General features: G+C 70.2%; 15 protein-coding genes. 7 read left to right on the top strand and 8 right to left on the bottom strand.

What is annotated here, in order from left to right:
- The first annotated feature begins 98 nt into the window (after positions 1-98).
- Positions 99-989 carry an AraC family transcriptional regulator gene (locus H7A85_RS01030; RefSeq protein WP_182084028.1) on the top strand — a complete coding sequence of 297 codons (891 nt, stop codon included), beginning with the start codon at positions 99-101 and terminating at the stop codon, positions 987-989.
- A gap of 20 nt (positions 990-1,009) precedes the next feature.
- Here the strand turns inward: H7A85_RS01030 and H7A85_RS01035 are convergent, their stop codons facing one another.
- The 5 genes from H7A85_RS01035 to H7A85_RS01055 all read right to left on the bottom strand — a co-directional run bounded on the left by H7A85_RS01035 (position 1,010) and on the right by H7A85_RS01055 (position 7,020).
- Positions 1,010-2,617, bottom strand: coding sequence for an EAL domain-containing protein (locus H7A85_RS01035; RefSeq protein WP_210270205.1), 1,608 nt, complete (start codon positions 2,615-2,617; stop codon positions 1,010-1,012).
- Between the two features lie 190 nt (positions 2,618-2,807).
- Positions 2,808-3,119 carry a hypothetical protein gene (locus tag H7A85_RS01040; protein ID WP_182084029.1) on the bottom strand — a complete coding sequence of 104 codons (312 nt, stop codon included), beginning with the start codon at positions 3,117-3,119 and terminating at the stop codon, positions 2,808-2,810.
- Positions 3,120-3,160: 41 nt separating this feature from the next.
- Positions 3,161-4,624, bottom strand: coding sequence for a radical SAM protein (locus H7A85_RS01045; protein WP_182084466.1), 1,464 nt, complete (start codon positions 4,622-4,624; stop codon positions 3,161-3,163).
- Positions 4,625-4,651: 27 nt separating this feature from the next.
- Entirely contained in the window at positions 4,652-4,921 is a 270-nt protein-coding gene (locus tag H7A85_RS01050) for a hypothetical protein (RefSeq protein ID WP_182084030.1), read from the bottom strand.
- 86 nt (positions 4,922-5,007) lie between these two features.
- Entirely contained in the window at positions 5,008-7,020 is a 2,013-nt protein-coding gene (locus H7A85_RS01055) for a PAS domain-containing sensor histidine kinase (protein ID WP_182084467.1), read from the bottom strand.
- Between the two features lie 250 nt (positions 7,021-7,270).
- Here H7A85_RS01055 and H7A85_RS01060 point away from each other — a divergent pair, with 250 nt between their 5' ends.
- The 4 genes from H7A85_RS01060 (at position 7,271) to H7A85_RS01075 (ending at position 12,242) form a co-directional block, all read left to right on the top strand.
- A complete protein-coding gene (locus H7A85_RS01060) occupies positions 7,271-7,858 on the top strand; it encodes a phosphatase PAP2 family protein (protein WP_182084031.1) in 588 nt (195 codons plus the stop codon).
- A gap of 150 nt (positions 7,859-8,008) precedes the next feature.
- Positions 8,009-8,746: a DeoR/GlpR family DNA-binding transcription regulator gene (locus tag H7A85_RS01065; protein ID WP_244630870.1), complete on the top strand. Its 738-nt coding sequence runs from the start codon at positions 8,009-8,011 to the stop codon at positions 8,744-8,746.
- 111 nt (positions 8,747-8,857) lie between these two features.
- Entirely contained in the window at positions 8,858-9,850 is a 993-nt protein-coding gene (gene deoC, locus H7A85_RS01070) for a deoxyribose-phosphate aldolase (protein ID WP_182084468.1), read from the top strand.
- A 4-nt stretch (positions 9,851-9,854) separates the two neighbouring features.
- Positions 9,855-12,242 (top strand): aldehyde dehydrogenase family protein, encoded by a 2,388-nt coding sequence (locus H7A85_RS01075; RefSeq protein WP_182084033.1) that lies wholly within the window; start codon positions 9,855-9,857, stop codon positions 12,240-12,242.
- Between the two features lie 4 nt (positions 12,243-12,246).
- Here the strand turns inward: H7A85_RS01075 and H7A85_RS01080 are convergent, their stop codons facing one another.
- The 3 genes from H7A85_RS01080 to H7A85_RS01090 all read right to left on the bottom strand — a co-directional run bounded on the left by H7A85_RS01080 (position 12,247) and on the right by H7A85_RS01090 (position 14,825).
- Positions 12,247-12,531, bottom strand: a complete 285-nt coding sequence (locus tag H7A85_RS01080; protein WP_182084034.1) for a hypothetical protein — start codon at positions 12,529-12,531, stop codon at positions 12,247-12,249.
- 117 nt (positions 12,532-12,648) lie between these two features.
- Positions 12,649-13,428: an ethanolamine ammonia-lyase subunit EutC gene (gene eutC / locus H7A85_RS01085; protein WP_182084035.1), complete on the bottom strand. Its 780-nt coding sequence runs from the start codon at positions 13,426-13,428 to the stop codon at positions 12,649-12,651.
- Positions 13,425-14,825, bottom strand: coding sequence for an ethanolamine ammonia-lyase subunit EutB (locus H7A85_RS01090; protein WP_182084036.1), 1,401 nt, complete (start codon positions 14,823-14,825; stop codon positions 13,425-13,427). Before H7A85_RS01090 ends, eutC begins: the two co-directional genes overlap by 4 nt.
- A gap of 299 nt (positions 14,826-15,124) precedes the next feature.
- Between H7A85_RS01090 and H7A85_RS01095 the strand changes: the two genes are divergently transcribed.
- Both H7A85_RS01095 and pbpC read left to right on the top strand, forming a co-directional pair.
- Positions 15,125-20,608 carry an alpha-2-macroglobulin family protein gene (locus H7A85_RS01095; protein WP_182084037.1) on the top strand — a complete coding sequence of 1,828 codons (5,484 nt, stop codon included), beginning with the start codon at positions 15,125-15,127 and terminating at the stop codon, positions 20,606-20,608.
- 17 nt (positions 20,609-20,625) lie between these two features.
- Positions 20,626-22,707 (top strand): penicillin-binding protein 1C, encoded by a 2,082-nt coding sequence (gene pbpC / locus H7A85_RS01100; protein WP_182084038.1) that lies wholly within the window; start codon positions 20,626-20,628, stop codon positions 22,705-22,707.
- The last annotated feature ends 123 nt before the right edge of the window (positions 22,708-22,830 follow it).

The raw sequence follows: 22,830 nt of genomic DNA on the forward strand, positions 1-22,830 counted from the left end.
CGGCGCGCTGCCCGGCCCCGTGCCCGATCGGATCGATTGCTTGCCTATTCCTATCAGCGAACTTGCGCGCCCGGCCGGAATTGCCGATCCTCCTTATCATGCAGGACCTTCTCGATCGCATGACCCGGCGCATCCTGCGCCATGCCGACACCGATCATCGCAAAACGGCGCTGCCGCGCGTCGGCTTCGGCATCTCGCGCGAGGCGGGCCGGGCGATGTCGTCGCACTACGAGCCGATGGCGTGCATCGTGCTTCAGGGCGCCAAGCAGGTGCTGATCGGGACCCAAGTCCTTCATTACGATGCGGCGACCTCGTTCGTCGCCTCGCTGGACCTGCCGGCCACGGGCTGCGTCACGCAGGCATCCGCGGACCGGCCCTATGTCGCGGCGGGGTTGGTGCTCGACCGCGAGCTCCTGTCGGCGATCGCGGCCGACATGCCGCCCGCGCCAAGCGGCGATCCGGTGCCGGGCTTCGGCGTCGCGCCGGTCACGATCGAGCTTCTGGAAGCCTTCGATGGGCTGATCGCGCTTTTGGAAAGGCCGGACGACGTCAGCTTTCTGGCGCCTTCGCGCGAGCGCGAGGTGCTGTATCGCCTGCTCCAGGGAACGCACGGGCCCATGCTGCGCCAGATCGGGCGCGAAGGCAGCCGCCTGTCGCGCGTGCGCCGAGCGATCGACTGGATCGCCGTTCACTTCGACCGGCCGATCCGAACCCAAACGCTGGCCGAGATCGCGGGCATGAGCGTTCCCTCGTTTCACCGCCATTTCAAGGCGGCCACCGCCATGAGCCCGCTGCAGTACCAGAAGCGGCTTCGACTCCAGACAGCGCGGCGGCTGGTTCTTTCGGACGGTGACGCCGGCCGGGCGGCCTATGCGGTGGGCTACGAGAGTGCCTCGCAGTTCAGCCGAGAATATGCCCGCCTGTTCGGCTGTCCGCCCTCGCGCGACGGCGCAGGGATGGAAGGGCGGCAAGCGGCGGAGGTGATCTGACCAGGGTCTGCCCGACGGCGTCAGGCGCCGACCAGGGCGCGCGCCTCGGCCTGGGAAACGAGCTCGTGGGCGGACTGGCCCTGTTCGATGCCGGATTCCAGAAGCTCGGCATGGGCGGCCGAACCCGCGAAGCCGTCGGCGCTGACGGTCAGGCCCAACCCGTGGCCGAGGCCGGCCAGCGCGCGCACCATCCGGCCTGCGTCCGCGTCGCCGAGGCTTTCGGTGAACCGACGGTCGATCTTGACCTTGTCGATCCGGAATTCCTGCATGTGGTGGAGATTGGAATAGCCGGTGCCGAAATTGCCGAGCGCGATACCGACGCCGGCCGCGCGCAAGGGGCCGAGCGCGGTCCGGGCGGCGTCCAGATCGTAGACGATGGTGCTTTCGGCGATCTCGATCTCCAGCCGGTTCGGCGAAAGGCCCGCTTGCCCAAGGATGTCCAGAATGCCGGCGGCCAGGGCGCGGTCCTTCAGCTGGCTCGGCAGGACGGCGACCGTCAGGAGAACGGAATCGGGCCATTCCATCGCGGCCGCGCAGGCCGAGGCGAGGATCCCGCGCGCCAGCTCGTGGATCAGACCGGTTTCCTCCGCGATGGGAAGGAAACGCTCGGGCGGCACCGCGCCGCCGTCCTCGCCCTCCCAGGCGGGCACGGCCTCGAAGCCGACCACCGCACCGCTCGCCAGGTCGAAGGCGGGGCGGAACCGGGGCTGGATGCGCGTTTCGGCGAGCGCCCGCTTCAAGGCGCGCTCCATGCGCTCGCGCTCGCGCACGATCCGGTCCATGTCCTCCTCGAAGAAGCGGAAGGCGGAGCGCCGCTCCGCCTTGGCGCGGTATAGGGCGACGTCGGCCTTGCGGATGGCTTCGGCCGCATTTTGCGCGTCGCCCGGCAGGAGGGCGATCCCGATCCCCGTGCCGATCGGATGGGCGATCCGCCCCGTGCGGATCGGCTCCGACAGGGACTCGATGATGCGCAGCGCGATGCTGGAGGCGGCCTCCGGGCCCATCAGGTGGGGGGCCAAGACCACGAACTCGTCGCCGCCGAGCCGGGCGACGAGGTCGCCCTCGCGCATGGCGCGCAGGAGACGCTGGGCGACGATCACCAGAAGCTCGTCGCCGACGCTGTGCCCATGCGTGTCGTTGACCTGCTTGAAGCCGTTGAGATCGAGGATCAGGAGGGCATGGGAGGCACCGGCGGGGGGCGGGGAGGAGGCCGCGGTGCGCAGGGCCTCCTCGAACTGGCGCCGGTTGGGAAGGCCGGTCAGGGGGTCCTGATAGGCGAGTTCGCGCGCCAGTCGCTCGGCGGCGATGCGCCGGGTCATTTCCCGCTTCTGCTCGAAATAACGGCGCAGGGAGATGACGAGAAGCCCGAGCGCCAGAACGCCGCCCAGAAGCAGGACCTCGTCGAGCTCCACGACCTCCTGGGCGGCGGTTTCATGGCCCTCCGTCATGAAGATATCGACCTCGAAGGCGATGTAGGTGAGCACCGCAAGGCTCGCGGCCAGAATTCCCAGATCGCGCAAGGCGGCACGCCAGCGCAGCAGCAGCCTGCGCGAGGGCGAGGACGCGCGCTCCTGCGCCCGACCGATGGTGCCGGGCATCCTGTCTTCGGTCGATAGCGTATCGGTCATGACGGGAACTCGCGGGAAAGGCGCGGACCCGGATCACCCCCGGAACGAGCGCCGAACAGAACCACGGGGCATGGCCCTGCAGTAGATGTCTCAACCGGCGAAAAATGGAAGACAATCTGAGGTTTTGCCCCATGCCTTCGCCCATGTCGGGGAAGGGGGACGAGGATCTGCGCGCTCCCTTGTCGCCCCGTCAGCGTCCGGAGGGCGGCGCCGACCACATTTCGGCATCGTCGACATGGGCTTTGCGCGTCTTCTTGTCGTAGAGACAGAGCACCGCACGCGCCGAGCCCCGCGTTCGGTCCGATACCAGCATGGCGACCACGCCCACGCGGTCGTCGAACCCGACGATCCGGGACGGGCGGGCGTTGCGCAAACCGCTGGCGGCAAGGCAGGCCTTCTCGACGCGGGCGTCGAACTCGGCCCATGCATCCGGGCTCGATGCGACGGCCGGTCCAACCGCAAGGGCGATGGCGAGGGCGGCGAGGCGGATTCGGTTCGTCATGGAGTGTCGGTGCCTCTTCGGTAGCCTCTTACGGTGTTTTCTCAGCGCCGCCCGAACCATTGTCCGAGCGTCAGCGTCGACGCTTCGTCCGGGGGCGAGCGCCAGAATTCGGCGACCTCGGCCCGCCAAACCCGGAACGAGAAGCGGAAGCACCAGCGCAGGTGGGCACGAAGCTCCCGGTCGGGATGGGCGAGAGCGCGCGCGAGCGCACGGGGACGCGCGTGAACGGCCAGCTCCATCAGCTTCACCAGGCAGAAGATCGCTGAGGCCGACAGGTGGCGCGAGGCGAGCAACTGGTTGCGATAGTCCCATTTGGCGAGATCGCGCTGGATCACGACGCGCCGCTCGTTGTCCGCCGTCCAGTCCGACCAGCGATGGGGCGTGACATACATCGCGTTCAGGAGATCGGGATCGTAGAGCGAGACCTGACGGATGGCGCGGGCGTAGTCGGCAAAGCGCTCCTCCTCGAAGCCGACGATATGGCCGAGCATGGACAGGATGCCGTGCTCGCGCAGGAGCGCCACCGCGCGCTGGTCCTCCATCGTGGTGGAGCCTTTGCGGATGGCCCGGAGCGTTGCGGGATCGGTGGTCTCAATCCCCATGAGGACGCAGATCATGCCGGCGCGCTTCATCAGGGGCAGGAGGTCGGCGTCGCGCACGATGTCGGTGGCGCGGATCGTGGCGAACAGGCGCACGGGCACGTTCTCGTCCGCCATCGCCTGGAGGAACTCGCGCCACAGGCGCTTGGAGGAGGTCGGGTTCTCGTCCGCCAGATCCACGAAACGGACGCCGTGGTTGCGGTGGAGGGAGGCGATCTCGGCGGCGACCGCTCGCGGGTCGCGGTAGCGCCACTTCGTCCAGAACTGGTACTGGCCGCAATAGGCGCAGGAATGCGGGCAGCCGCGCGAGAACTGGACGATGGCCGCGCGCCCGAGCCCGAAGCACTGGTAGAGGTCCCAGTTCTCGATCAGCTCCCAGCCGACGCGCCATTCGTCGAGGCGGCGCAGCATGGGTGCCGGCGCGTTGGTTTGGATGCGGCCGCCTTCGCCGCGGAAGGTGATGCCGGAAACGCCGGCAAGCGGCGCGCCCTCCAACAGGGCTTCCACCAGCGCCGATGCCACGGCCTCGCCTTCGCCGCGCACCACGATATCGACCGCCGGTTCCTCGGCAAGGACGTCCTCGGCGTGATAGGTCGGATAAACGCCGCCATAAACGGTGACGACCTCCGGCAACGCTCGCTTGGCCGCGCGCATGACCTCGAGCGAGGCGGGGTGGGCGGGCGTCGAGCCGGCGTGTCCCGTCATCACGACGCCCGGCGCGAAGTCGGCGATCGCCCGCTCGATCTCCTCGGGCGAAAGATGGCCGCGTTCGGCATCCAGGAGGCGGACCTCGTGGCCGGCGTCGATCAAGGGGCCGCCGAGGCACAGGAGGCCGAAGGGAATCTGGTGCCCGACGCCGCGCGAGGTGAGCGAGAGGTAGGGCGGATTGACGAGGAGGATGCGGATTTTGGAAAAACTCCCGGCGAACGTCTTTCAGGCTCTTGCGCGCGAGGTCGCTCGGACAAGGCCGAACGCCGCAAGGCCGCCCAGGATCGCGACGAGGGTTCGGGCGGCGAGCGAACCCGCCGGATCCGGCAGGCCAGGCGAGAGCAAGGCGTAGAGGAGCGTCGCGATCGCAACCCCGATGGCCTGGGAGCGGACGCTCGAAAGGGCCGCGATCCGGCGAAGAAGCCAGGCGATCAAGGCGCCCAGAAGCGCCGCTCCCAGAACAAGTCCCAGGATGCTTCCGATCAGCGAAGCCACCGACACCTCCCTTGCCCGCTCGCCCTCTTGGGTAGCACTCGCGGCAAGCGCGAGTAAACTGATATCGCGAGTTGTGGTGGGCGGAATCAGGCTGCCATCAGCTCCGCGATGCGCCTCGATAGCGTCGCCATCTCGAACGGCTTGGTGACCACGTGCATGCCGGGCTCCGGATGCCCGTCGCCGAGGATGGCGGTTTCGGCATAGCCGGTCACGAAGATGACCTTCAGGCCGGGGCGCAGCTCGCGCGCCGCATCGGCCACCTGCCGCCCGTTCATGCCGCCCGGCAGGCCGACATCCGTGATCAGGAGGTCGATGCGCGCGCCCGAGCGAACGATTCCCATCGCCTCCGGCCCGTCGGCGGCTTCCAGCGCCCGGTACCCGAGGTCCTCCAAAACATCCACCACCAGCATGCGCACCAGCGCCTCGTCGTCGATCACGAGAACGCTCTCGCCTTCCCGCGCCCGGTGGTCGGCGGTCTCGATCGGCGCGGCGGGCGCTGCAGCCTCGGCCACTCCATGCCGGGGCAGGAAGATGGTGGCCGTGGTGCCGCGCCCCACAGCGGAATCGATGCGCACCTGTCCGCCCGACTGGTGGGCGAAGCCGTAGATCATGGACAGGCCGAGCCCGGTGCCGAGCCCGAGCGGCTTGGTGGTAAAGAAGGGCTCGAAGGCGCGCGCAAGGACGTCCGGCGCCATGCCGGTGCCGGTGTCGGATACGGATAGCGACACGTAGTCCCCGGCCGGCATGTCGCCCGCCGAGCCGGCGCCGTCGTCGATCCGGCGGTTGGCGGTCCGGATCGTGATCGCGCCGCCCTCCGGCATGGCGTCGCGCGCGTTGATGCACAGGTTGAGAAGGGCGTTCTCCAGCTGGTTGGGATCGACGAGGGTCGGCCAGATGTCGTCCGTTCCGTGGAAGGCGAGCGCTATCTGCGGCCCGACCGTGCGGCGCACCAGATCCTCCATGCCGGCCACGAGGCGGTCGATGTCGGTCGCCTTCGGCTCCAGGGTCTGGCGGCGCGAAAAGGCGAGAAGGCGATGCGTCAGGGCCGCCGCGCGCCGGGCGGCGCCTTGCGCGCCCGTCATGTAGGGCTCGATCTCGCCCGAACGACCTTGCTCGATCCGCGCCTGGATCATTTCGAGGCTTCCCGAGATGCCGGCGAGCAGGTTGTTGAAGTCGTGGGCGATGCCGCCCGTCAGCTGTCCGACGGCCTCCATCTTCTGGGACTGGCGCAGCGCCTCCTCGGCGAGGCGCAGCGCCTCGGCCTGCCGCTCGTCGTCGGTGACGTCGCGTCCGAACCCGTAGGTCACGCCGCCGTTGGGCGCGGCCACCCAGGCGATCGAGCGCACCGACCCGGTCTTGTGCCGAAAGCGGTTGACGATGCGCGGCGAGCCGCCGCCGGCCGCCAGCTCGTAGGCTGCCACGGTTTCGCGGTGGTCGCCGGCGAGGACGAATTCGTTGACGTGGTGCCCGACGAGCTCGTGCGGCTCGTAGCCCAGAAGCCGCGTCCAGGCCGGGTTGACGCGCTGGAGGACGCCCTCGCCGTCGATCACGACGATCAGGTCGGGCGAGGTGTCCCACATCAGGTCGCGCTCGGCCGTGCGCTCCTCGACGCGCCGCTCCAGCGTCTCGTTGAGGGCGCGGAGCTCGTCCTGGCTCTGCGCCAGCGCCCGGTCGCCGAGAACCCGGCCCGTGGTCTCGTTGGTGAAGATGAAGAGGCCGGCGACCGCGCCGCGCGCATCGAGGATCCGCGAATAGGAAAAGGTCCACCAGGTGTCGCGTGAACCCCGGTCGGTGTCGAGCTTCCAGGGCAGGTCGGTGAAGCGCTGGCTTTCCCCTGCGAAGGCCGCCTCGATGATGGGTCTCGCCTGGTCCCAGCCGTCCGCCCAAACCTTGTCGAAGCGCTCGCCCATCGCCCAGGGCAAGCGCGGGCCGAGAAGCGGGAAATAGGTCTCGTTGAAGAAGAAGGAGAGCTCCGGCCCCCAGGACAGGATCATGGATTCGGGCGAATTGAGAACGAGGCTGAGCGCGGCGCACAGTTCCGGCGACCAGGTTTCCGGCCGGCCCAGCGGATGGTTCGACCAGTCCCGCTCGCGGATCATCCGCGACGCCTCGCCCCCGCCGTCCAGAAAGCTCAAGGCCGGATTCACGACCGGCGACCCCTGATCGCGTTCACGTGAGACTGCATGGTGCGCACTGCCTCGGTTTTGGCGACGCTTTGGGCCCGCCGCGTTCTCGAATCCCTGTTGGAAGGCTCATAGAAGAAAACGGCAGGTTCCAACAAGCAATGGTGAGCACCGGGGTACGTGTAGACGCCTACCGTCCCCCCCGTTTCGGTGCCATAGAAGGGGCATGACGCAGTCTCAGCCCACGCCCGCCCAGCCGAACGATCTCGAAGCCATCGACCGGTCGATCGGCGAGGAGATGGCCGAGGCGCGACACCACCCCGCCGTGCGCTTCCTCGGCTGGCTGAGCGAGATCGCCGACCAGCCGCAGCTCGCCTCGGTCTGCGGCCTCACCGTTCTCCTCGGCCTCGTGCGCCGGGACGAGCGTCTGGCCGCGACCGGGCTGCAGATGCTGGGGGCGCACGCGCTGGCGACCTTCGCCAAGAGCTGCCTGAAACGGGCGATCAACCGGACGAGGCCGAAAGTGGCGGTCGAGGAAGGGCGCTACGAGATGGAGCTCGGGACAAGCCGGAACGGCGACGACCAGTCCTTTCCTTCCGGCCACACGGCAGGCGCCGTCGCCGTGGCGGGCGTCGTCGCCCTGCGCCATCCGGCGGCGGCGTTGCCGGCCTGCGCCCTGGCGCTCGGCGTGTCGGCGATCCAGGTGCCGCGAGGCAAGCACTATCCCGGCGACCTGGCGGCGGGCGTGGCGATCGGCGTTCTCGCCTCCGGTCTCGTTCTCGCCGTGTCGAAAGCGATCCGCGACGGGCGCTGAGGGAAGCGGGCTGCGAGTGTCTGGCCTGTCGGCCGGGAATGTGACAAGTATCACATTCGACAACGGGGCAACCGGGATCGTCTCCGATTCATCCGCGAGACCGCTTCCCCGTTCATCTGGAGCTCGCCGCCGCCGATGTCCAAAGCCCAGATGAAACGCATCGATGCGCTCGGCCAGGCGATCGCGGCTCGCGGCGTCCTGCATCTGCGCGAGGCGGCCGGTCTTCTCGGTGTTTCGGAAATGACGGTGCGCCGCGATATCGCCGCCCATTCCGGCCGCTTCGCCTATCTCGGCGGCCATATCGTCAACGCGGCGGATCTCGGCGGAGGCGGCACCGCCTACGATCTGGCCAGCGAGGCCGACAGCCACGCGCGGGCCAAGCGCCAGGCCTGCACCCACGCGCTGGCACTTCTCCATCCCGGCGAGACGATCTTCGTCGATTGCGGCACGACGCTGGTGCATCTCGCCGAACAGATCCCGGACGACCTTCCCCTCACCGTGGTGTGCTACTCGCTCAACGTCGCCGACCCCCTGCGGGCCAAGCCGGCGGTGCGCCTCGTGCTGCTCGGCGGCGTCTACCAGCCGGGGTCGGATTCGTTCTCCAGCGAGGACAGCCTGGCGAGCCTGAGCCGGATCGGGCTCGACGCCGCCTTCGTTTCGGCCGGCGGCATCCATGCCGAGCGCGGCGTCAGCTGCTCGCATTTTCACGAGGTCGGCTACAAGAAGCGCGCCATGGCCGGGGCCACGCGGCGCTATCTCGTGGCCGACCGCTCCAAGCTCGACCGCGTCCGCCCGGCCTTCTTCGCGGGTTTGAGCGAGTTCGACGCCTGGGTCTCGGAAGACGGGGTGGAAGCACGCTCGCAAAAGGGGCGCACGATCTCCGCTTGACGAGTCGGCCCTCCGTTCGATACGGATTTCACAAATGATACGATCGTAACATCCGGTGTTCGCCCTGCGAAACCGGATGGTGGAGGAGGCTAGCCGATGTCGGTCCATGCAATGGCCGCCGCGCCGCGCGAACCGGGGGACGCGCCATCGGGCGCCGTGCCGCGCAACGAGGGCATGCCGCTCGACGAGGCCTGGCTGACCGGAGCGCGGGTGAACCTGTCGGCGGCCGAGCGCCGCGTCGCAACCCTGCCCGGGCGCCGCTCGGTGAAAAAGGACGCGCAGGCCGGCTGGCTTCTCAAGGCCGTCACCTGCATCGACCTCACGACATTGTCGGGCGACGACACGGAAGGGCGCGTGCGCCGCCTTTGCGCCAAGGCGCGCTCCCCGATCCGGCCCGATCTTCTCGAAGCCATGGGCATGGAAGGTCATGGCATCACCACGGGAGCGATCTGCGTCTACCACCGCTTCGTGGCGGCGGCCGTGGATGCTCTGGTGGGGAGCGGCATCCCGGTCGCGGCCGTGTCCACCGGCTTTCCGGCGGGTCTTTCCTCGCACGAGGTCAAGATCGCTGAGATCGAGGACTCGGTTCGCGACGGGGCGGCCGAGATCGACATCGTGATCACGCGCGAGCACGTCCTGACCGGCAACTGGCAGGCGCTCTACCAGGAGATGCGCGACTTCCGAAAGGCGTGCGGGCCGGCCCACGTCAAGGCGATCCTGGCGACGGGCGACCTGAAGACGCTGCGCAACGTCGCCAAGGCCTCGCTCGTCTGCATGATGGCGGGCGCCGACTTCATCAAGACCTCGACCGGCAAGGAGGGCGTCAATGCGACGCCGCTCGTCACGCTCGTCATGCTGCGGCAGATCCGCGAGTATTTCGAGCGGACGGGGTTCACCGTCGGCTACAAGCCCGCCGGAGGCATCTCGGCGGCGAAAGACATCCTCACCTACCAGTTCCTGATGAAGGAAGAGCTCGGCCGACGCTGGCTGGAGCCCGACCTCTTCCGGGTGGGCGCGTCCAGCCTTCTCGCCGATATCGAGCGGCAGCTCGAGCATCACGTCACCGGCCGCTATTCGGCCTTCCACCGACACGCGGCAGGGTGAGACGATGAGCGTGGCCCACTATTTCGACACGATGGACTACGGCCCGGCCCCGGAAGCGGACGGGGCGGCGCGCGACTGGCTGAAGCGCTTCGAGGGCGGCTTCGGCCACTTCATCGACGGCGCGTTCCGCGAAGGTCTCGGGGGTGAAACCTTCCAGACTTTCGAGCCCGCGACGGGCCAACCGCTGGCGCGGCTCGCATCCGGCACGGCCGCCGACGTCGATGCGGCCGTGGATGCCGCGCGCCGCGCGCAAGGCCGATGGGCGGCGCTCGGTGGCCATGCGCGGGCGCGCCATCTCTATGCGCTGGCGCGGATGGTGCAGCGGCACGGGCGGCTTCTCGCCGTTCTGGAGGCGATCGACAACGGCAAGCCGATCCGCGAAACGCGCGATCTCGACGTGCCGCTCGTCGCGCGCCACTTCTACCATCATGCCGGCTGGGCGCAGCTTCAGGACACCGAGTTCGCCGGCTACTCGCCGCTGGGCGTCGTCGGGCAGATCATCCCGTGGAACTTCCCGCTCCTGATGCTGGCCTGGAAGATCGCCCCGGCGCTGGCGCTCGGCAACACGGTGGTCCTGAAGCCGGCCGAATACACCTCGCTCACCGCGCTGCTCTTCGCCGAGCTGGCCAGCGAAGCCGGCCTGCCGGACGGCGTTCTCAACGTCGTCACGGGCGCGGGCGAAACGGGCGCGGCGCTCGTCGACCATCCCGGCATCGACAAGATCGCCTTCACCGGCTCGACCGAGGTCGGGCGCCAGATCCGCGAAAGGACGGCCGGCTCCGGCAAGAAGCTGACGCTGGAGCTCGGCGGCAAGTCGCCCTTCATCGTCTTCGATGACGCCGATCTCGACGGCGCGGTGGAAGGCGTGGTCGACGCCATCTGGTTCAACCAGGGGCAGGTCTGCTGCGCCGGCTCGCGCCTTCTCCTGCAGGAAGGGATCGCGCCCGAATTCCTGCGCCGTCTCGAACGGCGCATGGGAACGATGCGCGTCGGCTCGCCGCTCGACAAGGCGGTCGACATGGGCGCGATCGTCGATCCCGTGCAGCTTCGCCGCATCGAGGAATTGGTGGCGGCAGGCGTCGCGGAAGGCGCCAAGCTGATCCAGGCTCCGGCCGATCTGCCGGCCGGCGGCTCGTTCTATCCGCCGACGCTTCTCACAAACGTTCATCCGAGCTCCACCGTGGCGCGCGAGGAAATCTTCGGCCCCGTCGCCGTCGCGATGACCTTCCGCACGCCCGACGAGGCGGTGATGCTGGCCAACAACTCGCGCTATGGCCTCGCTGCCAGCATCTGGAGCGAGACGGTGGGCTTGGCGCTCGACATCGCGCCGAAGATCCAGGCGGGCGTCGTCTGGATCAACGCCACCAACCTCTTCGACGCGGCGGTCGGCTTCGGCGGTTACCGCGAAAGCGGGTTCGGCCGCGAGGGCGGGCGCGAGGGTGCGCTCGAATACCTGAAACCCGACGCCTGGGCGAAGCGGACCCCGCGTGAGAGCGCGGCGCCGTCGGAGCCCGGCGCCCGGCCCCCGCGCGGCTTCGACCCCGTCGCGCTCGACCGGACGGCCAAGCTCTTCATCGGCGGCAAACAGGCTCGGCCGGACGGCAACGGCTCGCGGGTGATCCGCTCAAGCTCCGGCGCGATGGTCGGCGAGGTCGGCGAGGGCAACCGCAAGGATATCCGCAACGCGGTGGAAGCCGCACGCAAGGCCGAAGGCTGGGCGCGGGCCTCGACGCATGCGAGAGCGCAGATCCTCTACTATCTCGCCGAGAACCTGTCGGCGCGCGGAGCGGAGTTCGCCGCGCGGATCGCCAATTCTACGGGCGCGAGCCGGGGGGATGCCGAGCGCGAGGTGGAGGCGGCGGTGCAACGCCTCTTCACCTACGGCGCCTGGGCCGACAAGTTCGACGGGGCCATCCATTCGCCTCCGCTTCGCGGCGTGGCGCTGGCGCTCCACGAGCCGATCGGCACGGTCGGCGTCGTGTGCCCGGACGAGGCGCCGCTTCTCGCCTTCGTCAGCCTCGTCGCGCCGCTGGTCGCCACCGGCAACCGCGTGGTGGCGGTGCCGAGCGAGCGCCATCCGTTGAGCGCGACCGACCTTTATCAGGTGTTCGAGACGTCCGACCTGCCGGCCGGGGTCGTCAACATCGTCACCGGCGCGCGCGAGGCGCTGACCCGCGATCTCGCCGCCCACGACGATCTCGACGCGCTCTGGGTGTTCGGCTCGGCGGAAGCTTCGGCCACGGCCGAGCGCCTGTCGATCGGAAACCTCAAGCGCACGCTCGTCGACGACGGGCTGACGCTCGACTGGTACGATGCGCGAGCAGCCGAGGGCCGCATCTTCCTCATCCAGGCGGTGCAGGTGAAGAACGTCTGGATTCCCTACGGGGACTGACCGCTCAGGCCGAACGGCGGCGCGTCGCGGCGAACACCACGGCGCCCGCCGCGACGCCGGCCAGCGCCCACTTGAAGGGAAGGACGTCGGCGGTTTCGGAGCGGATCGGCAGAACCGTCACCGAGCCCCGGTCGTTCTCGACGCCCATCTTGCCGTCCGCCTTGGCGGCGGCGATCTCTTCCGGCGACACGACCCATTCCGCGCCGCGCCGATTGTCGAGCGTCATCCAGCCGAAACCGACGGCGAGGGCGACCACGAGGGCGAGGACGAGACGGACGGGAAGAGACATGGGAAAACCGGTCCTTGAAGGGTGATCGTTCGCAAGGCGAAGCATCCCTCTAGCAGGAAGCTCGACTTCTTGCTCGTGCCGTGCCCGAAAACGTCGCAGCCTTGCCGGCGCGCGCGCTCAGCCCGGCAGCGACCCGATCGCGCGCCCCCCGTCGCGCCCGAGCGCCACGCCGCTGCGGCCCTCCTCCAGCATACGCGCACCGAGGTCCTCGATCTGGCGCGCGGCGCGCTCGATGGAGAGACCCCCTTCCCGGATGTTGGAGATGCAGTTGCGCCGCGAATCGGGCGTGCCGGGCTTCGGATCGAAGGTCAGATAGGCGCCGAGGCTATCGGCCGCCGACAGGCCGGGCCGCTCGCCGACCAGCACCAGCGCGATCCGGGCACGAAGGGCGGCCCCCGCCTCGTCGCCGAGCGCGACGCGCGCTTCCCGCGCCAGGACCACCGGGGCGAGGCGCCAGCCGCGCGCTTGCGCGATGGCCGAGACGCGGGCGGCGAGCGGGCCGGCGTTCAGTGTGACGGCGGTGGCCGAGAGCCCGTCCGCGATCACAATGCACAGGTCGCTCGGAGCTTCTGCGGCCTCGGACAGGCGGGCGCTCGCCTCGGGCGACAGACGGCGGCCGAGATCGGGGCGGCGCAGGTATTCGGCTCGATCGCGCACGAGGCTTTCCGCCTCCGCGACGGTCAACCCGCCTCCTTCCAGAAGCTCACGGACCGCCGGCCAGTCGACCTTGGTCCACACCGCCTCGCGCGCCCGCGCATGGTCGAGGAGGAAGCGCTGGTGCGCCCCCGTCGGCACCCCGCCGCCGGCATGGCCGAGCGCGACGCGCGCCGCCGTCAGCCGCCGGAGGTCGGGCGCGGCGATGCGTTCGGGCGGCGCCCCGTCGTCCCGGTCGCTCATGCCGCCCCCAGCGCCAGCGCCTGGTGGCCGAGACGGGCGGCGAAGTCGGCCAGAAGCCGGGGCGGGGCGCCGAGCCGCCCGGCCGGGTCGAGAATGCCGGTCTCGATGAGCCATCGCTCGAACTCGGGCGCCGGACGACGGCCCAGCGTCTGCCTCGCGAAGGCGGCGTCGTGGTGCGACAGCGACTGGTAGTTCAGCATGATGTCGTCGGCGCCTGGAACGGTGATCACGAAGTTGACCCCGGCCGCCGCCAGAAGCATCAAAAGCGCGTCCATGTCGTCGCCGTCGGCGTCGGCATGGTTGGTGTAGCAGACGTCCACCCCCATCGGCAGGCCGAGGAGCTTGCCGCAGAAATGGTCCTCCAGCCCGGCGCGCAGGATCTGCTTTCCGTCGAAGAGGTATTCCGGGCCGATGAAGCCGACCACCGTGTTGACGAGAAGCGGGTCGAACTCGCGCGCGACGGCGTAGGCGCGCGCTTCCATCGTCTGCTGGTCGACCCCGAAATGGGCGTCGGCCGACAGCGCCGAGCCCTGGCCGGTTTCGAAATACATGAACTGGCCGTCCTCAGGGCAGCGCTTGAGCGCGCGGGCCGCATCCCGGGCCTCGCGCAGAACAGCCAGATCGACGCCGAACCCGGTGTTGGCTTTTTCCGAGCCGGCGACGGACTGGAACACGAGATCGACCGGCGCCCCGCTCGCCATCGCCTCCAGCGCCACGGTGACATGGCCGAGGCAGCAGGTCTGGGTGGGAATGGCGAGACGCTCGCGCAATTCGTCCAGGAGCTGGACGATGCGGACGTAGTCCTCCACCGTGTCGGTCGCCGGGTTGACGCCGATCACCGCGTCGCCCGAGCCCAGAAGCAGCCCGTCCAGCGCCGAGGCGAGGATGCCGGCCGTGTCGTCGGTCGGATGGTTCGGCTGGTTGCGCGTGGACAACCGTCCGCCAAGGCCGATCGTGGAGCGGAAGCGCGTGACGACGCGGCGCTGGGCGGCGATGGCGACGAGATCCTGCAGGCGGCAGAGCTTGGACACGGCGGCCGTCATTTCCGGCGTCAGCCCATAGGCGAGCGCGGCGATGGCCGGCCCCTTGGCCGCAAGCAGCCATTCGCGCAAGGCTCCGACCGTCAGGCTCGATACGGGTGCGAAGGCTTTCTCGTCGAACTGACGCTCGATGAGGTCGGACACCTCGTCCTCCTCGCCGGGGATCAGTTCCTCGGCCAGAAACGCCCGCAAGGGCAGATCGGCGAGCGCCATCTGCGCGGCAAGGCGCTCCACCGGGCCTTCCGCCGCGATGCCCGCCAGCTGGTCGCCCGAGCGCTCGGGGCTCGCCTTGGCGAGAAGCTCGGCCAGCGTCGCGAAGCGGAACACGGTGTTCTCGACCGTATGGGCGTAAGGCATCGCTTGGCCTTTGCGAAAAGCGCCATCGACCGGAAGCGTCCGGCCGACGGGGACCCAAGAGGTAGCAGCCGCTTTCGCGCCACCGCAAGCCCGCGCCCGGTTCGGGGGGCTTCCAGAATGCCGGGCGTTCTGGCGCCTCTCGTCCTCGGCGCTCCATCCACCAAGCGGGCAGCAAGGCCTTGCCAGGATTCGAACGGGCAACCGGCAGCCCGGCGAAAGACGCCTGGACGGATCAACCGGTGCTTGCGGCGCATCCGCATCCTCTCATAAGGTCGGCTGAGGGATCGGGGAGGGGTGTGATGCGAAACGTTCGGCTTCTGGCGGGCTTGGCTTTCGGCTGGACCCTCGCGCTCGCATCGCTCGGGGGCGCGTCGGCGCAGGAAGGCGAGCGCACGATCGTCGCCGCGCCCGACGCCGACTATTACGGCCACGACTACGACATCATGAAGGATGCCGACCAGAACCTCTGCGAGACCGCGTGTCTGGCGGACAACCAGTGCCGCGCCTTCACCTTCAACACCGCCAAGGGCTGGTGCTTCCTGAAGAACGACGTCGGCGAGCTGCGCGCGGCGGCCGGCGTCGTGTCCGGTCGGATCGCTGTCGCCGCCCCGCCACAAGCCGTCGCCGAGCGCGAGCGCGAACGCATGGCCGAGCTCGCCCTTCTTCCGCGCGAAAGCCTCGACGCCGCCCGCCAGTTCCGTCTGGCGCTGGCCGAGGAGGAGCGCGATCGGTCGATCCCGGCCGGCGAGGCCCTGTGGCCGGCCGCCGACGCCGCGCTGGAGCGCTTCGACTACGGCTCGGCGATGACCGCCTATCGCGAAGCGCTGCGGCGCGACGGGCAATCGGCGCGCGCCTGGCTCGGCCTTTCCGTATCCAGCCTCCTCTTCACCTCGGACGACGGGCAAGCGCGGCAGGCGGCGCGCGAGGTGCGCCAGCCGGCCGCGATCAACGCCTACCTGACGGCGGGCGAGGACCGCGAAAAGGCGGCGGCGCTGGATTTCGTCGCGCAAGGATTTGCGGCCGACGACGACTGGCGGCAGGCCATCCGCACGTGGCGCGCGGCGCTGGCGATCGCGGAGCGGCCCGACGCGCGAAAGCGCTTGGAGGCGGCCGTTGCCGAGCACGGCTTTCGCATCACCGACAACACGGTCGACAACAACGCCGCCGCCCCGCGTATCTGCCTGAACTTCTCCGAGCCGCTCGAGCCCTCCTTCACCGCCGGCGAAACGGCGGGCGACTTCCTCCAAGTGGACGGCGGCGGCGCGCTTCCCGTCTCGGCCAGCGGCTCGCAGCTCTGCGTCGAGGGCGTCACCCACGGCGCGCGCTACCGGCTGGTGGCGCGCCAGGGCATTCCGGCGGCGAGCGGCGAGGTCCTGGCGAAGAACGTCGAAGTGTCGGTCTACGTGCGCGACCGCGACCCCTCCGTGCGCCTGTCGGGCAACGCCTATGTGCTGCCGGCGGGGGGCGAAGCCTCGATCCCGGTGACGAGCGTCAACACGGACACGATCGAGGCGCGGCTCCTGCGCGTCGGCGACCGCGCGCTGGCCCGAACCGTGGGGGCCAGCCGCTTCCTGCGCCAGCTCGAAACCTACGAGCTCGACGAGGTGTCGGAAAGCGACGGCGAGGCGGTGTGGTCCGGCTTCATCGATGTGAAGCGCGCCGCCAACGAGGAGGTGACGACCGCCATTCCCGTCGCCGAGATCCTGAAGGAGCGCCAGCCCGGCGTCTACATCCTGTCGGCCAAGGCGAAGAATGCGCGCTCGGGCGACGATACGCCGGCGACGCAGTGGTTCGTCCTGACCGATATCGGGTTGACGAGCTTTTCGGGCGCGGACGGCTTCCACGTCTTCGCCCGCTCGCTCGGCAGCGCCGAGCCGATCGCGGGCGCCAAGCTCGACCTCGTCGCCGTCAACAACGAGATCCTCGGCACGGTCGAGACGGACGCGGCCGGCCATGCCCGGCTCGCGCCCGGCCTCCTGAAGGGAACGGGCGGCGACCGGCCGGCGCTTCTGATGGCGAGCGGCGAAGCGGGAGACTTTTCCTTCCTCGACCTCACCGCCTCGCCCTTCGACCTCGCCGACCGGGGCGTGGAGGGGCGCGAGCCGGCGGGCGCGCTCGACGTCTTCCTGACCCCTGAGCGCGGCATCTACCGGACGGGCGAGACGGCTCATCTCACCGGGCTCCTGCGCGACGGGCGGGGGGAGGCAGCAGGCGATCTCACAGTGACCGCGATCCTGAAGCGCCCGGACGGCGTCGAGGATCGGCGCGCGGTGATCGAGGCGCGCGACGCCGGCGGCCTCGTCTGGGACGTGCCGCTCGCCGCTGGCGCGATGCGCGGCCTTTGGACGGTCGCCCTCCATACCGACCCGAAGGAGCCGGCGCTCACGACCACGAGCCTGCGCGTCGAGGACTTCGAGCCGGAAAAGATCGACTTCGATCTCAAGCTTCCCGAAGCGGCGATCGACCCCGCCGCCCCGCCGCCGATCGACGTGGACGTGCGCTATCTCTTCGGCGCTCCGGCGGCCGGTCTCGAAGTCTCCGGCGAAACGGTCGTGAGCGTCGCCGATGGGCTCCCCGCCTATCCCGGCTACCGCTTCGGTCTCGCCGACGATGCGCCGACGCCGACGCGCCTGCCCTTCGACGGAGACGTCACGGACGAGGCGGGCAAGGTGCTCGTCGCGCTGGCACCCCTCGAGCTTCCCGCGACCACCAGGCCGCTCCAGGCCTCCGTCCAGATGCGGGTGACGGATGCCGGCGGGCGCCCGGTAGAACGGTCGGAGACGCGGCCGCTTCTGGGCGATCAGGCGCGCATCGGCGTGCGCCCGCTGTTCGACGGGGCGGTGCCGGAGAACGGGCAGGGCGGCTTCGATCTCGTCGCCGTCGGCCCCGACCGGGCGCGCACGGAGCGCTCCGGCGTCGAATGGGTGCTGAACAAGGTCACCACCGACTACCAGTGGTATTCCTCGGCTGGGCGCTGGAACTACGAGCCGGTGGAGCGCCGGGCGCGGGTGGCGAGCGGCCGGGTGGATCTGGGCTCCGCCGATCCGGCGCGGCTGTCGCTGCCGGTGGAATGGGGTTCCTACGAACTTGTCGTCAACGATCCCGGCGGCAAGACGCTGCCCGCCAGCGTCGCCTTCGAGGCCGGCTGGTATGTCCAGCCGAGTTCGGCCGAAACGCCCGACATCCTGAAACTGTCGCTCGACAAGCCGCGCTACCGCGTCGGCGAGACGGCGGTGGTCCATGTTGAGCCGCGCTTTGCCGGCAAGGCCGAGATCCTGGTGATGGACGAGCGCGTGGTCGCGACGGTGGCCGCCGACATTCCGGTGGAGGGTGCCGACATCGAGATCCCCGTCACGCGCGACTGGGGGCCGAGCGCCTATGTCGCGGCGGTCCTGTATCGCCCGATGGATCTGGCTGAGAAGCGCATGCCCGGCCGCGCGCTGGGGCTCGCCCATGCCGGTGTCGATCCGGGCGAGCGCGCGCTTGGCGTCTCGATCGAGGCGCCCGAGCGCATCGCGCCGCGCACCGCGCTCGATGTGGCCGTGCGCCTCGGCAACGTCCAGCCGGGAGAAACCGCCTTTGTCACGCTGGCGGCGGTGGATGTGGGCATCCTCAACATCACCGGCTTCACGCCGCCCTCGCCCAAGGACCATTACTTCGGCCAGCGCCGGCTCGGCGTCGAGATCCGCGATCTCTACTCGCGCCTGATCGACCGGATGCAGGGCGCGCCGGGCTCGGTGCGCTCCGGTGGCGACGCCGGCGCGGACGGCTCGCGGCCGCCGCCGATGGACGATCTCGTGTCCCTGTTTTCCGGGATCGTCACGGTGGATGCCGACGGTGAAGCGCGCGTGTCGCTCGACGTTCCCGACTTCAACGGCACCTTGAAGCTGATGGCGCTCGCCTGGTCGAAGACCGGCGTCGGCGAGGCGAATGCCGACGTCCTGGTGCGCGACCCCGTGGTGGCGCAGGTGAGCCGGCCCACCTTCCTCAGCCCCGGCGACCATTCGCGCATCCAGATCGATCTCAACCACGTGGAAGGGCCGGCGGGGACCGTCCATCTCAGTCTGACGGGCGGCGAAGGAGCGCTTCGCATCGAGGCGAACACTGAGAGCGATCTCCAGCTCGAGCCGAACGGGCGGGCGCGCCTGCTCGTGCCGGTCGAGGCGCTCGCGCTCGGCGATGCGGCGATCGAGCTGGCTTTGCGCACGCCCGGCGGCGAGGTTCTCACCAAGAGCTTCACCCTGCCGGTGCGCTCCATCCAGCCGCGCGAGGTCAAGAAGAGCCGCTTCGAGATCGCGGCCGGCCAATCGCTCGAACTCGGGCCCGACGTCCTCGCCGACTTCCAGGCGGGAACGGGCCGCGCCACCTTGTCGGTGACGCGCTTCGGTGGGTTCGACGTGGCGGGCGTCGTCGCCGCGCTCGATCTCTACCCCTATGGCTGCACGGAGCAGCTGACGAGCCGCGCCCTGCCGCTTCTGTATCTCGACGAAACGGTGCTGGCGGCGGGCCTGCCGGGAACCGGCGACGTCGCCGAGCGCATCCAGACGGCGATTGGAGGCGTTCTCGCCAACCAGAGCTCCTCGGGCAGCTTCGGGCTGTGGGCGCCGGGCGGCGGCGATCTCTGGCTCGACGCCTATGTCACCGACTTCCTGACCAGAGCTCGGGAAACCAGGCATCCGGTGCCGGACGAAGCTTTCAGCCTCGCGCTCGACAATCTCGCCAACCAGATCGCCTATCTTCCCGATGCGCCCGACTGGTCGCAGGCGGCCTATGCCTACTACGTGCTGGCGCGCAACGGCCGGGCGGCGATCGGCGACCTGCGCTACACCGCCGACAACGCGGCCGCCGGCTTCAAGACACCGCTCGCCCAGGCCCAGCTCGGCGCGGCGCTGTCCTTCTACGGCGACGCCTCGCGCGCCGGCTCGCTGCTGCGTCAGGCGGCGGCGAATGCGGCGGCCTTCAGCGACGTCGTCAACCGCGGCGACTACGGCACCCCCTTGCGCGACGGGGCGGCGGTGGCGACGCTGGCGCTGGAAACCGGTGTGGAAGGCGTCGACCTGACGCCCCTGATCACGCAGATCGGCGCGGCGCGCGATCACAAGCGCTACACGTCCACGCAGGAGGACGTGTGGTCGCTTCTCGCCGCCCATGCGGCGCTCGCCAGCCAACCGCCGAGGCTGGAGATCGACGGCGCCGCGCACGAGGGCGGGTATTCGCAGACGCTCGATTCCGGGCGTCTCGCCGGCGGTCTCACCATCGCCAATCGCGGCGAGGCGCCGGTCTCGGTCGCCGTCACGGTCGCCGGTGTGCCGACCGTCGCCCCGCCGGCCGAGGTTTCGGGCTACGAGATCGCTCGCAGCTACTACACGCTGGATGGCGAGCCGGCCGACCTTTCCACGATCGCGCAGGGCGATCGGCTGGTGGCCGTTCTCGACGTCCAGCCGGTGGACGGGCAAGCCGCGCGCCTGATGATCGACGACCCGCTTCCCGCAGGTCTCGCGATCGACAATCCCGCGATTCTCAAGGGCGGCGACGTCGCCGCCCTGGACTTCCTGGAGCTGACGGGCGAGGCCGCCCATACCGAGTTCCGCGCCGACCGCTTCGTCGTGGCGGTGGACAAGCCCGCGAACTCGACGAGCGCCATGCGCTTCGCCTACATCGTGCGCGCCCTGTCGCCCGGCGAGTTCGTGCATCCGGCGGCAGTGGTGGAGGACATGTACCGGCCCGAGCGGCGCGGGCGCACCGACGAGGGCCGCGTGTCGGTCGTCGGTCCGCTGCGCTGACCGGGAAACGCGCTGCGATGGGCCGCGCCCGGTGGTGGACGCTCGCGGCCGTGGCAGGCGTCCTGATCGGAACGGCGGCGGTCGGCGGGACCCTGGCCGAGCGCGCCATCGAGGCGCGCGTCGCGGCCCTGCGCGAGCCCGAAACGGGCTTCGCCGTAGAAGCGCGCGACGGAACGCTCCTGCGCGCCTTTGCCGCCGGGGACGGGCGATGGCGCATGGCGGCGGGCGTCGGGGATGTCGATCCGCGCTTCCTGCGCATGCTGCAGGGCTGGGAGGACAAGCGGTTCGAAACCCATGGGGGCATCGATCCGACCGCGCTCGCACGTTCCGCCTGGGATTCGCTGCGCCACGCCCGGCTGGTGTCGGGCGGCTCGACGCTGACCATGCAGGTGGCGCGGCTTCTCCAGCGCCTGCCGACCGGCAGCGTCAGCGCCAAGGGCCAGCAGATCCTCGGCGCCCTCGCCCTGGAGCGGGCTCGCACCAAGCCGGAGATCCTGTCGCTCTACCTGACGCTCGCGCCCTATGGCGGCAATATCGAGGGCGTGCGGGCGGCGAGCCTCGTGTGGTTCGGCCACGAGCCGAAGCGCCTCACCGCCGGCGAGGCAGCGCTTCTCGTCGCCCTCCCGCAATCGCCCGAGCGCCTGCGCCCCGATCTCCATCCCGAGCGCGCGCGCTTAGCGCGCGACCGCGTCCTCGATCGCATGGCGGCGATCGGCGTGCTCGCGCCCGAAGAAGCGGCCCGCGCCCGGCGCGAGGCGATCCCGACCCGGCGCCGGGAGATGCCGATGCTGGCAGCCCATGCCGCCGCCGACGCACGCGAGCGCACGGTTCGGGAGCGAAGCGGGCGGCCGTCCCGGCGGCTGACGATCGACGCGGCGCTTCAGGCGCGCCTCGAAGCCTATGCGCGGGAAAAGGCGGCGACGCTGCCCAGGCCCCAAAGCCTTGCCATCGTCATCGCCGACTACCGGACGGGCGAGATTCTGGCCACGGTCGGCTCGCCCGACCTCTTCGACGCCGGGCGGCAGGGCTATGTGGACCTGACGAAAGCCGAACGCTCGCCCGGCTCCACGCTGAAGCCGATGATCTACGGCCTCGCCTTCGAGCGGGGCGTCGCCCATCCCGAATCCCTGATGGACGACCGCCCGACCTCGTTCGCCGGATACACGCCCGGCAATTTCGACGGCCGCTTCGAGGGCACGATGACCGCGCGCCGGGCGCTGCAGCTGTCGCGCAACCTGCCGGCCGTGGAGCTTCTGGCCGCCGTCGGCCCGGCGCGCCTCACTGAACGCATCCGAAGGACGGGCGCCACGCTCGAGCTCGGCAGCCGCACGCTGCCGGGCCTGGCGATCGGCCTCGGGGGCCTCGGCATCTCGCTGGAGGATCTCGTTCGCCTCTACGCCGGCATCGCCAACGGCGGCATGGCCAAGCCGCTGCGCATCGACGCCGATCCCCTGGCAGCCCTCCAGGCGGGTCCCGGCCGGCGCATCCTGTCGGAGCAGGCGGCGTGGTACGTCGCGTCGATTCTGGCCGGCGCGCCCGCTACCGCCAAGGGGTCGCCCGGCACGATCGCCTTCAAGACCGGCACCTCCTTCGGCTATCGCGATGCCTGGACGCTGGCCTTCGACGGGCGCCACGTGGTCGGCGTCTGGCTCGGGCGCCCGGACGGGGCGCCGGTGCCGGGTCTCGTCGGGCAGGATGCGGCGGTGCCGGTGATGCGCGACGTGTTCGCGCGGATCGGGCCCGCCGTCCGGTTGCCGGGGCCGCCGCCGGGGATCATGGCCAGCGCCGCCCGCCTGCCGCCCGCCATGCGCCACCTGTCGGCCAAGGGCGGGCGGGCGAAGGCCGACGCGCCCGAGATCGTGTTTCCGCCCAATGCCGCGCGCGTCGAACTCGGGCTGGCGGGAGGGCAAGGCGCCGATCTCGACCTGAAGGTTCGCAACGGTCGCCCGCCCTTTACCTGGTATGTCGACGGACGGGCGGCGCTCACCGGCTTGTTTGGCCGCCAAGCCGTCTGGCACCCGCGCGAGCCGGGCTTCGTGGAGATCTCGGTGGTGGACGCGGCGGGCGGCGCCGCGACGACGCGGGTCTTCCTGGAATAGAAGCCCGTCCTGCAGGAAAAGGCGGATCGGCGACGGCTTGGCCGTCGCCCTCCGCTTCCGAACGGCCTTCCCCCTAGAAGTCCGTCCGAAAAGTCCGCCGGGTCGGCTTGTCGGGTCTTTCCG

The organism is Aureimonas sp. ME7 (assembly GCF_903970965.1).
Classification (GTDB): Bacteria; Pseudomonadota; Alphaproteobacteria; order Rhizobiales; family Rhizobiaceae; genus Aureimonas.

Bases quoted from the DNA above. Each gene is read 5' to 3' on its own strand.
- pbpC (WP_182084038.1), top strand. From the start codon at position 20,626: ATGGGCCGCGCCCGGTGGTGGACGCTCGCGGCCGTGGCAGGCGTCCTG.
- H7A85_RS01075 (WP_182084033.1), top strand. From the start codon at position 9,855: ATGAGCGTGGCCCACTATTTCGACACGATGGACTACGGCCCGGCCCCG.
- H7A85_RS01040 (WP_182084029.1), bottom strand. From the start codon at position 3,119: ATGACGAACCGAATCCGCCTCGCCGCCCTCGCCATCGCCCTTGCGGTT.
- H7A85_RS01060 (WP_182084031.1), top strand. From the start codon at position 7,271: ATGACGCAGTCTCAGCCCACGCCCGCCCAGCCGAACGATCTCGAAGCC.
- eutC (WP_182084035.1), bottom strand. From the start codon at position 13,428: ATGAGCGACCGGGACGACGGGGCGCCGCCCGAACGCATCGCCGCGCCC.
- H7A85_RS01080 (WP_182084034.1), bottom strand. From the start codon at position 12,531: ATGTCTCTTCCCGTCCGTCTCGTCCTCGCCCTCGTGGTCGCCCTCGCC.
- H7A85_RS01065 (WP_244630870.1), top strand. From the start codon at position 8,009: ATGAAACGCATCGATGCGCTCGGCCAGGCGATCGCGGCTCGCGGCGTC.
- H7A85_RS01095 (WP_182084037.1), top strand. From the start codon at position 15,125: ATGCGAAACGTTCGGCTTCTGGCGGGCTTGGCTTTCGGCTGGACCCTC.
- H7A85_RS01035 (WP_210270205.1), bottom strand. From the start codon at position 2,617: ATGACCGATACGCTATCGACCGAAGACAGGATGCCCGGCACCATCGGT.
- H7A85_RS01030 (WP_182084028.1), top strand. From the start codon at position 99: ATGCAGGACCTTCTCGATCGCATGACCCGGCGCATCCTGCGCCATGCC.
- H7A85_RS01055 (WP_182084467.1), bottom strand. From the start codon at position 7,020: ATGATCCGCGAGCGGGACTGGTCGAACCATCCGCTGGGCCGGCCGGAA.
- deoC (WP_182084468.1), top strand. From the start codon at position 8,858: ATGGCCGCCGCGCCGCGCGAACCGGGGGACGCGCCATCGGGCGCCGTG.
- H7A85_RS01090 (WP_182084036.1), bottom strand. From the start codon at position 14,825: ATGCCTTACGCCCATACGGTCGAGAACACCGTGTTCCGCTTCGCGACG.